This is a genomic window from Streptomyces sp. NPDC045022, assembly GCF_056432605.1.
This window is the reverse complement of sequence record NZ_JBWKIR010000014.1, coordinates 114,334-127,192: the sequence shown is the minus strand read 5'-3', so window position 1 is coordinate 127,192 and position 12,859 is coordinate 114,334. Positions and strand designations below refer to the sequence as shown.

Here is a 12,859-nt window from a genome sequence, read left to right as displayed (position 1 = left end):
ACGATCACTTGTCACAAGTTCATGCCGCGCAGATCACGTGAAGATCACGAAGTTGAACGCCTGTCATGTTTACCGTTCTACGGCCTCGCCGGGGAGCGGAGTGAACTCCACCGGCAGGGTGCGCAGACCGCGCATGATGAGCCCGCCGCGCCAGCGCAGCTCGTCCGGGTCCGCGGCGAGCCGCAGGTCGGGCAGGCGGCTGAGCAGGGTGGCGAGCGCGGTCTGGCCCTCCAGGCGGGCGAGCGGCGCGCCCAGGCAGTAGTGGATGCCGTGGCCGTAGCCGAGGTGCTGGTTGTCGCGGCGGGCAAGGTCCAGCACGTCCGGGTCGGCGAACCGCTCCGGGTCCCGGTCCGCGGCGGCGAGCACGACGAGCACCGGGTCGCCCGGCGCGATGTCCTGCCCGCCGATGGTGAGCGGTTCGGTGGCGAACCGCCAGGTGGCCAGCTCCACCGGCCCGTCGAAACGGAGCAGTTCCTCCACGCCGGTCTCCAGCAGGCCCCATTCCCCCATCGCCAGGGACTCCTGCAGCCGGCGGCGCTGCTCGGGGTGGGTGAGCAGGGCGTAGGTGCCGTTGCCGATGAGGTTGACGGTCGTCTCGAAGCCGGCGAACAGGAGGATGAAGGCCATGGCGGCGGCCTCGTTCTCGGTGAGGTGCTCGCCGTGGTCGGAGGCGCGGATGAGGGCGGAGATGAGGTCCTCGCCGGGCGCGGGCTCGGCGGGCAGGGCCGCGCGCTTCCGGTGGATCAGCTCGGCCAGGTAACCGCGCATCTTCTTCACCGACCGGGCGACCCCGCCCCGGGGCCCGCCACCGTGCCGGATCATCATGCCCGCCCAGTCCCGGAACTCGTCCTGGTCCTCGCGGGGGACGCCGAGCATGTCGCAGATGGCGTAGATGGGCAGCGGGAAGGCGAACTCGTGGATGAGGTCGGCGGAACCCCGCTGCGCGAACTGGTCGATGAGGTGGTCGGTCAGCTCCTGCACCCGGGACGCGAACTCGGCGACCCGGCGGGGTGTGAACGCCTTGCTGACGAGCCTGCGCAACCGGGTGTGGTCCGGCGGGTCGATGTTCAGCAGATGCGTCATCAGCTCGGCCTTGCGCTCGCCGGGGATGCCGGTCTTGCCCTTGGCGTGCGCGGGCTCGTCGTGATGCGCCGGGTTCTTGCTCAGCCGCTGGTCGGCCAGGGCCTGCTTGGCATCGGCGTACCGGGTGACCAGCCAGGCCTCGACCCCGCTGGGCAACCGCGTCCGGCGCACGGGCGCGTGCTCGCGCAGCCAGGCGTAGGCGGGATAGGGATCGGCTGCGAACTCCCAGGTGAAGAGGTCGGGCTCGGAGTCCGCGGCGGTCGGGTGAGGGGGCTGGTCGGTCACCCCTCGACGGTATCCGGCCACAGCCCGCGGGGCTTTGGCGGGCGTGGCCGGCGGGCCGGGCCCCGGTGGGCGGGGCACCGGTGGGCGGCCTCGCAGGGCCGGCCGTGCTAGCCGTTCCCCTTCTCCGGTGCCGTTCCCTCCGTCGCCCGTATCGCGTCCCGGTACACCCGTGCCGCCGCCCGCAGCGCCGCTTCCGGATCGACGCCGGCCGCCTCGGCGCGGACCGCCAGTGCGAGCAGCTCGTAACCGACGCCCTCTCCCTGGGGGAGAGGCACGTCCAGGTCCGCCGTGCGAGCGCGGGACGCGAGCTTGGCGGCGAGGGCGAGGCCGGGCTGGCCGAGGGGGACGCCCTCCGTGACCGAGGTGCGCCGCTTCTCCTCGGCCTTGGTGCGCAGCCAGTGCGCCTTGACGTCCTCCGGGGTCTCGGCCTTCTCGTCGCCGAACACGTGCGGGTGGCGGTGGATGAGCTTGGCGACGATGCCACCGGCCACGTCGTCGATGGAGAACGGCGTGTCCGGGTGCTCCTCGGCGATGCGGGAGTGGAAGACGACCTGGAGGAGGACGTCGCCCAGTTCCTCGCGCAGTTCCTCGCGGTCACCGGCCTCGATCGCCTCGACCAGTTCGTACGCCTCCTCGATGCCGTACTTGGCCAGGCCCTGGTGGGTCTGCCGGGAGGACCACGGGCATTCGGCGCGGATGCGGTCCATGACCTGGACGAGGTCCAGGAGGCGGGCGCCGGGGAGGTCGTAGGAGGCGGGCAGCAGCTCCAGCTCCGGCATGGAGACCCGCCCGGAACCGGCGAGCCGGGCCAGGCCGTCGGTGAGCGCGGGCTCGCCCTCGCCGGCCGCCACGACCACCACCGTCCGCCCGCCGGCGCAGGCGTCGACCAGTTCCTGCGCGGTGGGGGACGTGTTCTCCACGACTATCCCGGCCTCCCGCAGATACGGCAGCTGCGGGTGCGCGCCGTCCGCGCACAGCACGGCATCCGCGGCGTGCAGGGCCTGCCAGGCGGGCCAGGACAGCAGGCCGGGGGCGACGCGGTGGCTGGTGGTGAGCAGGACGACGCGGCCGGGGGCTTCGTGACCCGTGGGGCCGGGGGCGGTGGCTTCGGGGCTGGATGCGTTCACGATCCGAACGTAACCCACGGCGGAAGGGAGCGGATTCCGTTGTCCACAGGACCGAGGGGTTCATGTGATCGTATGACCGACGCACGCCGCCCTGCCGCTCCCCACCAGGCCGTTCCGGCTGCCGTACCGTCCGGCAGCCACGCCGTTCCGGCAGCCACGCCGTTCCGGCAGCGAGCGCCCCGGTGCTGCGGCTATGCCGTCAGCGGCTGGTCGCCGGCTGCCGTGACCTCCCGCACCCATGGCGTCCTGGCGTCCACCCGGCTGCTCTTCTGCACGTCCCAGGAGCCGTAGCGCGGGTTGAGGTCGACGTGGAGTTCCTCGGAGGCCTTGGACAGGGTCTTCCAGAAGGCGGGCTGGGTGGTGTCGGTGCCGAGCTTGGCCGCGAGCTTCTGCGCCTCCAGCTGGAGGCGGAGGTTGTCGTCGAGGCGGGCCGGGGCGATGCCGTACTTCTGCAGCCAGGCCGTCTCCAGCCCCTTGGCGCCGCCGGCCTGCTGCTGCAGACCCGCGCGCATCTGCTGGATCTCCTTGCGGGTGACCGAGATGCCCTCGTCCCGCGCGGCACGGTGCAGCACCTGATCGAGGACCATGTTGTGCAGGGTGTCGCGGGTGAGGCTGCCGGTGGAGGCGACGACCTGCTGGTACTGGGTCTCGTCCGGTACCGCGGCCCGCTGGGCCTTGCGGACCTCGTTGACCCGGCTCTCCAGCTGGGAGACGGTGATCCGCTGCCCGCCGACGACGGCCGCCGCGCCCGGGTGCGCATCGTTTCCGCAGGCGGTGAGGACGGGCGCCGCGGCGGCGATCGCGGCGGTGAGGACGAGCGCGGTGCGACGGCGGCGGTGCAAGGAAACCTCCAGGGGGAGATTGTGCGGCGGGGCACAAGGTCTTGCGGTGATCGATGTTAGGCAGTGGGCAGGCTGTGGCCAACCCATTCGACCAACGATTCGCGCGCGCTTCGGGCACCGCCGCGCCCGGCCGGAAGGCGTTCCGGGTCAGCCGGTGACGGCCACCGGGGCGTCCCAGGCGTCACGGTCGACGGTGAGCGTGACGCCGCCGTGCGTCTCCTTGCTGTTGACCAGGTACTGGTGGCCACGGCTGTGGCCGGTGAACTGGGTGGAGCCCCACGGCCAGTCCGCGGTGGTCGTGTTCTGCTTGTCCCACAGCGCGTACCAGAGATTGCCCGGAAGGTCCGTCTTGTCCTTGGCGGTGGCGATGGCCTTGGCGCTGGAGCTGCTGAAGCCGTAGTAGCCGGCCCGGTAGGTCTTGGCGCGCAGCCCCTTGCCGAAGGCGCGTACGTACGTCAGCACGGCGTCGTTGCACGCCCTGTTCGTGATGTCGTACGCCTCCATGTCCAGGTAGATCGGGCTGCCCGCCTTCATCCCCAGCGCGGACGCCTTGGCCACGGCGTCGCCGGCGTCCTTCGCCCCCAGGGAGGCGGCGGTGGAGGCGGTCAGCTTCTCCGGGCTGGAACCGGACTGGCAGGGCGGCTGGGCGCCGACGTAGATCGGGATGAGCTTCCAGCCGAGGGAGCTGACCGACTTCACCCAGGAGGCGGTGAGGTTGGGCTGGCCGCAACCGCGGTTCTTGCCGCCCACGTAGACGGCGGCGGCGCCGTAGAAACCGGTGTGCCAGGCCTTCATCGCCGACAGGGAGGGCGCGGTGCAGGTGTCGAACGCGCGCCCCGTGAAGGTCTTCTGGGCGGGCCACGTGGTGGCGGCCATGGACGTCTGCGCGGCTATGCCGCCCCCTGCCACGACGGCCGCGCCGGCCACCGCCCATGTGATGTGTCTGTGCTTCTTCGACTGCCGATGGCCGGCCATGAACCCCACCCCTGCTGTGTGTCTGATGTCGTGCGCCGGGAGTTCACGATCTCCCGGGCAAGAGCGAAATCTACCCGCGCACCTGTCCGAGCCATTGCAGGGTGCGCCGGATCTCCACGGCCATCGGATGGCCGGGACCGTGCACCCGCTCCACGTCCATCACCAGCCGGGCGAGCGTGTCGTGCGCGGCCGACCGGTCGCCGAGGGCGAGCAGCAGGTGGCCGATGCGCCGCCGGACCTCGTGGGCGAGCTGAGGGTCGCCGGAGACGTACCGGTTCTCGTAGTACGGCAGCAGCGCGCGGTACTCGGCGAGCGCCGCCGCCGGTTCGCCGAGCTGTTCCAGGCACTGCGCGGCCTCGTAGCGGAAGCGCAGTGACTGCGGATCGGCCTGGCCGGCCTCGGCCGCGCGTTCGTCGGCGAGACGGCGCAGTTCGGGCAGCGCGCGCCGGTACTGGCCGTCGTCCATGAGCGTGGCCGCGTACTGCTTGCGCAGGGTGCGCACCACCGGGGAGTGCTCACCGTGCTGCTCGGCGGCGGCGGGCAGGATCGTGCCGAGGATGTCGACGGCCTGGGTGATGCGTCCCTCCCCCAGCAGGCGTTTGACCTCGTCCACGGCCGCGGCGACATCGGGTTTGTCGGCCACCGGCGGCGCGGGCGCCACGGAGGCGGGCTGGGGCGCGGGGGTCCGTGCGCGGTCCGGCCAGGGCGCGTGCGGGCGCAGGAAGGGGCGCATGGGGTCCAAGGGCGCCCCGGTGGGCATCCCCCGCGCGGGCAGGAGCAGGGCCAGGTCCTCGTACACCTCCTGTGCGGACGCCGGCCGGTGCTGCGGGTCCTTGGCGAGCAGCCGCAGGACGAGGGTCTCGAGCGCCTCAGGGACCTCGGGGCGGATACGGCGCACCGGCAGGGGCGGCTCGTACAGGTGCCGGTGCAGCACTCCGAGCGCCGTGGAACCGGCGAACGGCACGTCACCGCTGAGCAGTTCGTGCAGCAGCACGCCCAGCGCGTACAGGTCGGTGTACGGGCCGACCGCGCCGCCCATCGCCTGCTCGGGCGCCATGTAGGCGGGCGAGCCGATCGGTGAGCCGGTGTGGGTCAGGCGGGTGGTGTCGGTGTCCATGACCGAGGCGACGCCCAGGTCGAGGACAGTGACCATGCCGTCCTGCTTCACCATCACGTTCCGCGGCTTGAGATCGCGGTGGACGATCGGCACGGCGTGCACGGCGCTCAGCACGGCGCACAGTTGCGCGGCCACCGCGACCGCCCACTGCCACGGGTACGGGGCGTGCTCGGCGAGGTGGTCGGAGAGGTCGGCGCCGTCCACGTACTGCATGACGAGGAACAACTCCTCGCCCTCGCTGCCCGCGTCGTGCACCGTGACCAGGCCGGGGTGGTCGACCTGCGCGGTCACCCGGCACTCGCGCACGAACCGGCGGCGCAGCTCGTCGGCCTCCTGGCCCGCCACCTTGTCGGGACGCAGCAGTTTCACCGCCACGCGCCGGTCGAGCCGCTGGTCGTAGGCCGTCCAGACCTGGCCCATGCCGCCCTGTCCGATGAGCGTGGACAGTTCGTACCGGCCGGCGACGACACGTCCTGCCGCCACGGTCACCGGCCGCCCTCGTGCCCGGCGTCCTGCCTGCCGTTGTCATGGCCGTCGGGCCGGTCGCCCGGCCGGCCGCCGTGCCGGCCGCCGTCGCTGTCGTGCCGGCTGTCGTGCTGGCGCAGGTAGTCGCTCAGCTCGTCCAGTTCGGCCCGTACCTGGTCGATCCGGGCGGGCGCCGGGCGCTGGGACGGCGGGGCGGGCAGCGGGGGCTGGGGCACGGGCGTGTGCGGCATCGGCGGCAGGGTGTGCGGGACGGCCGGGGCCGTCGGCGTGGTGGGACGGAAGGGGACGCTCGGCGCGGTCGTCGCGGTGTACGGGCTCGCGGGGCCGGGGTAGCCGTACGCCGGAGCCGGCCGCTGGGCCGCGTACGCCTGCTGCCGCACCATGAAGTGGCGGATGTCCGCGGCCAGGTAGTACGCCGTCGCGCACACGAGCGTGCCGAACAGCAGCAGGATGCCCACATAGCCGCCGGTGGTGTGGATCTCGTCGCCGGGCTCGTTCGCTATCAGCGCGATGCTGAGGATGTCGGCCGCGAGCACCGCGACGAACAGGCCCCAGTCCAGCGACCGGCGCGTGACGGCCGCCAGCCGCAGCAGCATCGCCCAGGCGAGGAAACCGATGCTGAAGAACCCGAGCACCACGAACAGCACGCGCAGCAAGACCAGCCACCCGGTGTGCGGCGGCTGCTTCACCGGCTGTCCGTAGCCGTGGCCGTGCATGGCTGCTCCTGTTGCCTGAGGTGGGCGTACGTGTCCGCCCGACGTGCGCGGCGGTGCGGGCAACGCCGGTCGGGCCATTGTCGCTTCGAGCATATGGCCCGGCACGGACAAGCGGCCCGGGCTGTACCGAACCGTTGTCCGGCGCCACGGTCGCCCGGCGGTCGGTCACCGGGCGGTCAGGGATCAGCCGGGCGCGACCGTGCCGTCGGTGAGTCCGTCGTACATCCCGCGCACGAGTTGCTCCCCGAGCCGGCTCGCCTGGCGCAGCGCCCGCTCGAACTCGTCGAGTGCGCGGAAGCGCGCGCCGAAGCGCCGTTGTTCCTCCAGCGGGAGCCGGGGCAACTGCAGACGGCGCACGTCCAGCCGGGTCGCGGTGGAGGCGTAGCTGCTGGCCTGCCGGTTGTTGGCGGTGCCGCGAACTCCGGCCAGGTGTCGGCCATCTCCAGCACCGCCGGCAGCCGGTCGGGCCGCTCGGCGATGCTGCTCACGCTGACGTTCATGCGCACCACGGCAGGCGGCGCGCACCGTGCGGGGGTTGGGAATCGACCGGTCGTCCGGCCGTTCAGTGGGCCCGGAAGCGCTCCGGTGCCTTGGTGGGGTTGCCGCCCGAGGGAAGTTTCTGGTCCGGGCAGGTGGCGAGGACCTTCTTCATCGCGGCCTTCTCCGCGGCGGTGACCCACAGGCCGTACTTCTTCTTGACCGCCACCTGCGCGGCGACATAGGTGCAGCGGTAGGCCTTGCTGGGCGGGAGCCACGTGGCCGCGTCTCCGTCTCCCTTGCCGCGGTTGGTGCTCGCGTCGACGGCGATGAGGTTGAGGGGGTCGTTGGCCAGCGCTATGCGCTTGCCGGGGTCCCAGTACTTGGCGCCCTTCTGCCAGGCGTCCGAGAGGGCGACGACGTGGTCGATGTCGACCTGGCTGCGGCCGCGCCGGTAGGTGATGTCCTTGCCGGAGTACGGGTCCGGATCGAGCCGGCCGTAGGAGACCTTGCAGGTGCCGCCGCTGAACCTCACCTCCCGCAGATCGCGTTTGAGTATGTCGTCACGGGTGTCGCAGGAGTTGGAGTCGGTGTCCGCCCAGGCGGTTCCGAAACGGGTGCGGGAGTAACCGGTCTTGGGTGCGCGACCCTTGACGGTCAGTGCGTTCGCGGCGGTCAGGGCCGCGCCCCCGTTGCCGCTCCCCTCGGGCCCGGTGGCTCCCTTGCTCTGCTCGGACTTGCAGCCGGCCACGGCGACCAGCACGGCCACCGCGGTGACCGCCCCGCCCCTCAGACGCGTCACGATGCCGTCCCCCTCGCTCACCCTGGTCCGCCCCCGGGTGCGGGCGGATCGTTCCGCTTCCCACGGTAACCGCCTTTCCTTTCCCAACAGATGGGCGGTAAAGGGGTGATACAGGGGCAAGTGGGCCGGCCCCGAAGAGGTGTTCGGCCCGCTAGGGGACTTGACCTTGTCACCGGCGTCAGGGTCCGACGATCCCGGCATGAGCGAGACCCACCGCACCCAGCGTCCTCGTACCGTCCTCGTCACCGGCGCCGGCACCGGCATCGGCCGCGCCACCGCACGCGCGTTCGCCGCCGAAGGCGCACAGGTCGTCGCCGTCGGCCGCCGGACGGCACCGCTGGCCGAGACCGCCGACGGACATCCCGGAATCACGCCCCTGTCCGCCGACATCACCGCCGAGGACGGGCCCGGGACCGTCGTACGCGCCACGGTGGAGCGGTACGGCCGGATCGACGTGCTCGTCCACAACGCGGCGGTCGTCAGCACCGAGTCCCTGCGCACGTACACCCGCGCCTCCGTACGGCCGCTGCTGGAGACGAACCTCCTCGCGCCCGTCCTGCTCACCCAGGCCGCGCTCCCCGCGCTGGCGGAGAGCCGGGGTGTCGTGGTGAACGTGACGACGTCGGTGGGCCAGCGGGGCTGGCCGGGCAACTCCCTGTACGCCGCGGGCAAGGCGGCCCTGGAGGTGCTGACCCGCAGCTGGGCGGTGGAACTGGCGCCGCACGGCATCCGGGTGGTCGCCGTGGCCCCGGGCGCGATCGACACCCCGATCGCCGATCACTCCGGCTACACCCCCGAGCAGCGCGCCGCCATCCGCGGGTGGCAGCTCGAGCACACGCCGCTCGGCCGGATCGGCCGCCCCGAGGAGGTCGCCTGGGCCATCACCCGGCTCGCCTCCCCGCAGGCGTCGTTCGTGACGGGGGTGGTGCTGCCGGTGGACGGCGGGGCGGTCGTCGCCTGAGCCGGCCCGCTCAAAGAGCCGCGTCCCCCGCCTCCCGCAGCGCCGCCGCGAGCCGGTCCCGTACCGCCGTCTGCGCCGCGATCCGCGCGTCCAGCACCGCGAGCCGGTCCCGGGCGACCCCGAGGCCCCTGGCGGAGGCGGGCCCGGCGGTGACATCGCCGTCCAGGCACGGCAGGAACACCCGTACGTCGTCCAGGGTGAGGCCCGCCTCCAGCAGCCGGCGGATGTTGCGGACGCGTACGGCCGTACGGGCGTCGTACTCGCGATAGCCGTTGGCGGCGCGGCCGGAGGTGATCAGCCCCGCCTGCTCGTAGTGGCGCAGGGCGCGCGGTGTCGCCCCGGTCGCCGTTGCCAGTTCACCGATCCGCACGCGCGCCCCCGTCCCCGTACCGGACTTCCTACGACCCCAGGATCGAGGCGAGGAACTCGCCCACCCAGCCCAGCAGTTCCCGGCCGACCAGCGGCTTGCCGCCGACCTTCGCGGTCTTCGGGCGCGGGACCAGCAGCTGGTGCGCGGCCGGCTTGATGACCGTGCCCGGGTACAGCCGCTTGACCCGCAGCTCCTGCGACTCGCGCAACTCCACCGGTGCGAAACGGATGTTGGTGCCCTGCAGCACGATCTCGCCGACGCCGCACGCGCGTGCGAGCATCCGGAGTCCGGCCACCAGCAGCAGGTTCTCCACCGGCTCGGGCAGCTTGCCGTAGCGGTCGGTGAGTTCCTCACGGACGGCCCTGATGTCCTCCTCGGAGTTGGCGGAGGCGATGGCCCGGTAGGCCTGCAGACGCAGCCGCTCGCCGGGCGCGTAGTCGTGCGGGACGTGCGCGTCGACGGGCAGCTCGATCTTGACCTCGAGCGGCGGCTCCTCCTCGATCTCGCCGGTCTGCAGCTGGCGCCGGTAGTCGGCGACGGCCTCGCCGACCATGCGGACGTACAGGTCGAAGCCGACGCCCGCGATGTGGCCGGACTGCTCGCCACCGAGCAGGTTTCCGGCGCCGCGGATCTCCAGGTCCTTCATGGCGACGTACATGCCCGCGCCCATCTCGGTGTGCTGGGCGATGGTCGCCAGGCGCTCGTGCGCGGTCTCGGTGAGCGGCTTCTCCGGGGGGTAGAGGAAGTAGGCGTAGCCCCGCTCCCTGCCCCGGCCGACGCGGCCGCGCAGCTGGTGCAGCTGGGACAGGCCGAAGGTGTCGCCGCGTTCCACGATGAGGGTGTTGGCGTTGGAGATGTCGATGCCGGACTCGACGATCGTGGTCGACACCAGAACGTCGAACTTCTTCTCCCAGAAGTCGACGACGACCTGCTCCAGCGCCGTCTCCGACATCTGGCCGTGGGCGGTGGCGATGCGCGCCTCGGGGACGATCTCGCGCAGCCGGGCCGCCGCGCGGTCGATGGACTCGACCCGGTTGTGGATGTAGAAGACCTGGCCCTCGCGCAGCAGTTCGCGGCGGATGGCGGCGCCGATCTGCCGCTCCTCGTACGGCCCGACGAAGGTCAGCACCGGGTGCCGCTCCTCCGGCGGCGTGGTGATCGTGGACATCTCGCGGATGCCGGTGACCGCCATCTCCAGGGTGCGCGGGATCGGGGTCGCGGACATCGTCAGCACGTCCACGTTGGCGCGGAGCTTCTTCAGCTGCTCCTTGTGCTCGACGCCGAACCGCTGCTCCTCGTCGACGATGACCAGACCGAGGTCCTTGAACTTGGTCTCCGAGGAGAACAGGCGGTGCGTGCCGATGACGATGTCCACCGCGCCGTCCTGCAGGCCCTCCAGTACGGCCTTGGCCTGGGTGTCGGTCTGGAAGCGGGAGAGCGCCTTCACGCTCACGGGGAACTGCGCGTACCGCTCGGAGAACGTGCCGAAGTGCTGCTGCACCAGCAGGGTGGTGGGAACGAGGACGGCGACCTGCTTGCCGTCCTGTACGGCCTTGAAGGCGGCCCGTACGGCGATCTCGGTCTTGCCGTAGCCGACGTCGCCGCAGATCAGGCGGTCCATGGGGATCGACTTCTCCATGTCCTCCTTGACCTCGGCGATGGTGGTGAGCTGGTCGGGGGTCTCCGCGTACGGGAAGGCGTCCTCCAGCTCGCGCTGCCACGGCGTGTCGGTGCCGAAGGCGTGGCCGGGGGCGGCCATGCGCGCGCTGTAGAGCTTGATCAGGTCGGCGGCGATCTCCTTGACGGCCTTCTTCGCGCGGGCCTTGGTCTTCGTCCAGTCGGCGCCGCCGAGCCGGTGCAGGGTGGGTGCCTCGCCGCCGACGTACTTGGTGATCTGCTCCAGCTGGTCGGTCGGGATGTACAGCCGGTCGCCGGGCTGGCCGCGCTTGGCGGGCGCGTACTCGACGACCAGGTACTCGCGGGTGGCGCCCTGCACGGTGCGCTGCACCATCTCGATGTAGCGGCCGACGCCGTGCTGCTCGTGGACGATGTAGTCGCCCGGCTCCAGGGTGAGCGGGTCGATGGTCTTGCGGCGGCGGGCCGGCATGCGGGCGCCGTCCCGGCCGGCGGCCTTCTGGCCGGTGAGGTCGGTCTCGGTGAGGACGGCGAGTCTGAGCGCCGGGTCGATGAAGCCGTAGTCGATGCAACCGCAGGAGACGTGGACCAGGGAGGGGCTCAGGTCGTCGAGGTCGACGTCCAGGCGGGCGGCGATGCCCTCGTTGCCGAGCACCTCGACCGTGCGGGCGGCCGGTCCGTGGCCCTCGGTGACGAACACCGTGCGCCAGCCGTCGGCGAGCCAGCCCTTGGTGTCGGCGAGGGCACGCGCGATGTCGCCGCGGTAGGTCTCGGGCGCGTGCATGCCGAGCTTGAGGGTGTCGGCGTCCGTTTCGAGGTCTGCCGCGAACGGCGACACCGACCACCACATCATGTCCAGCTCGCGCGCGCGGTCGCGGACGTCGGCGATGGACCACAGGGAGGCCGCGTCGAGGTCGATGGGGGCCTCGCCGCCGCTCGCGGTGGCCGCCCAGGATGCCTGCAGGAACTCCTGGGAGGTGGCCACGAGGTCGGCGGCGCGCGTGCGGACCCGCTCCGGGTCGCAGACGACGGCCATGGCGCCCTTGGGCAGCACGTCGAGCAGCAGCTCCATGTCGTCCACCAGGACCGGCGCGAGGGACTCCATGCCCTCCACGGCGATGCCCTCGGCGATCCTGCCGAGCAGTTCGCCCAGCTCGGGGTGTTCCTCGGCGAGGGCACGCGCGCGGGCCCGCACGTCGTCGGTGAGCAGCAGCTCGCGGCACGGCGGCGCCCACAGGCCGTGCTCGGCGACTTCGAGGGAGCGCTGGTCGGCGACCTTGAAGTAACGGATCTCCTCGACGTCGTCGCCCCAGAACTCGATGCGCAGGGGGTGTTCCTCGGTGGGCGGGAACACGTCCAGGATGCCGCCGCGCACGGCGAACTCGCCGCGCTTCTCGACCAGCTCCACGCGCGCGTAGGCGGCGGCCGCGAGAGCTTCCACGACCGCGTTCAGGTCGGCGGTGCGGCCGGTCCGCAGGGACACCGGCTCCAGGTCGCCGAGGCCCTTGACCTGGGGCTGCAGCACGGAGCGCACGGGCGCGACGACGACGGAGACCGGGCCGGTCTCGGGGTCGTCGGAGCTGGGGTGGGCGAGGCGCCGCAGGACGGCGAGGCGGCGGCCGACGGTGTCGCTGCGGGGACTGAGCCGCTCGTGCGGGAGGGTCTCCCAGGAGGGGTACTCCACGACGCCCTGCGGGGGCAGCAGCGAGCGCAGGGCCGTCGCCAGGTCCTCGGCCTCACGGCCGGTCGCCGTCACCGCCAGCACCGGGCGGCCGGCCTCGCGGGCCAGGGCGGCGACCGCGAAGGGACGGGCCGCCGGGGGGCCGACGAGGTCGACGTGCATGCGGTTGCCGTCCGCGGCCGCCGTGATCGCTTCCGCGAGGGCGGGGTCCTTGACGACGGCGTCGAGCAGACCGTGCAGGCTCATGGAGGAGGCTTTCCGTCCGGGGTGTGGGCAACGCGAACAACCCGACTCGTGAACGG

General features: G+C 72.3%; 10 protein-coding genes and 1 pseudogene. 1 reads left to right on the top strand and 10 read right to left on the bottom strand.

The features are described from left to right. Window positions 1-69 precede the first annotated feature (69 nt). From AC07C1_RS24755 to AC07C1_RS24720, 8 genes and pseudogenes are all read right to left on the bottom strand, one after another. Window positions 70-1,368 (bottom strand): cytochrome P450 family protein, encoded by a 1,299-nt coding sequence (locus tag AC07C1_RS24755; RefSeq protein ID WP_478942287.1) that lies wholly within the window; start codon window positions 1,366-1,368, stop codon window positions 70-72. 107 nt (window positions 1,369-1,475) lie between these two features. Further along, on the bottom strand, window positions 1,476-2,495 hold the full coding sequence (locus tag AC07C1_RS24750) for a nucleoside triphosphate pyrophosphohydrolase (protein WP_478942286.1): 1,020 nt from the start codon (window positions 2,493-2,495) through the stop codon (window positions 1,476-1,478). 191 nt (window positions 2,496-2,686) lie between these two features. After that, window positions 2,687-3,337: a SurA N-terminal domain-containing protein gene (locus AC07C1_RS24745; protein WP_478942284.1), complete on the bottom strand. Its 651-nt coding sequence runs from the start codon at window positions 3,335-3,337 to the stop codon at window positions 2,687-2,689. A gap of 147 nt (window positions 3,338-3,484) precedes the next feature. Next, window positions 3,485-4,312 carry a glycoside hydrolase domain-containing protein gene (locus AC07C1_RS24740; protein WP_478942282.1) on the bottom strand — a complete coding sequence of 276 codons (828 nt, stop codon included), beginning with the start codon at window positions 4,310-4,312 and terminating at the stop codon, window positions 3,485-3,487. Window positions 4,313-4,382: 70 nt separating this feature from the next. Beyond that, the gene (locus tag AC07C1_RS24735; RefSeq protein WP_478942402.1) at window positions 4,383-5,876 is read right to left on the bottom strand and encodes a protein kinase domain-containing protein; all 1,494 of its coding nucleotides are present in this window, start codon (window positions 5,874-5,876) and stop codon (window positions 4,383-4,385) included. Between the two features lie 38 nt (window positions 5,877-5,914). Then, window positions 5,915-6,631, bottom strand: a complete 717-nt coding sequence (locus AC07C1_RS24730) for a hypothetical protein (protein WP_478942280.1) — start codon at window positions 6,629-6,631, stop codon at window positions 5,915-5,917. Window positions 6,632-6,814: 183 nt separating this feature from the next. Beyond that, window positions 6,815-7,066: pseudogene (locus AC07C1_RS24725) on the bottom strand (SAM-dependent methyltransferase); the annotation flags it as partial. 127 nt (window positions 7,067-7,193) lie between these two features. Beyond that, window positions 7,194-7,910, bottom strand: coding sequence for an HNH endonuclease family protein (locus AC07C1_RS24720; protein ID WP_478942278.1), 717 nt, complete (start codon window positions 7,908-7,910; stop codon window positions 7,194-7,196). Window positions 7,911-8,109: 199 nt separating this feature from the next. On the opposite strand from AC07C1_RS24720, the gene AC07C1_RS24715 reads away from it, so the two are divergent. Continuing rightward, window positions 8,110-8,871 carry an SDR family NAD(P)-dependent oxidoreductase gene (locus tag AC07C1_RS24715; protein ID WP_478942276.1) on the top strand — a complete coding sequence of 254 codons (762 nt, stop codon included), beginning with the start codon at window positions 8,110-8,112 and terminating at the stop codon, window positions 8,869-8,871. A 10-nt stretch (window positions 8,872-8,881) separates the two neighbouring features. On the opposite strand, the gene AC07C1_RS24710 is transcribed toward AC07C1_RS24715, so the two are convergent. Together AC07C1_RS24710 and mfd are read right to left on the bottom strand one after the other, a co-directional pair. Further along, entirely contained in the window at window positions 8,882-9,241 is a 360-nt protein-coding gene (locus AC07C1_RS24710; RefSeq protein WP_478942274.1) for a MerR family transcriptional regulator, read from the bottom strand. 28 nt (window positions 9,242-9,269) lie between these two features. Beyond that, window positions 9,270-12,803, bottom strand: coding sequence for a transcription-repair coupling factor (mfd, locus tag AC07C1_RS24705; protein ID WP_478942273.1), 3,534 nt, complete (start codon window positions 12,801-12,803; stop codon window positions 9,270-9,272). Between the last annotated feature and the right edge of the window lie 56 nt (window positions 12,804-12,859).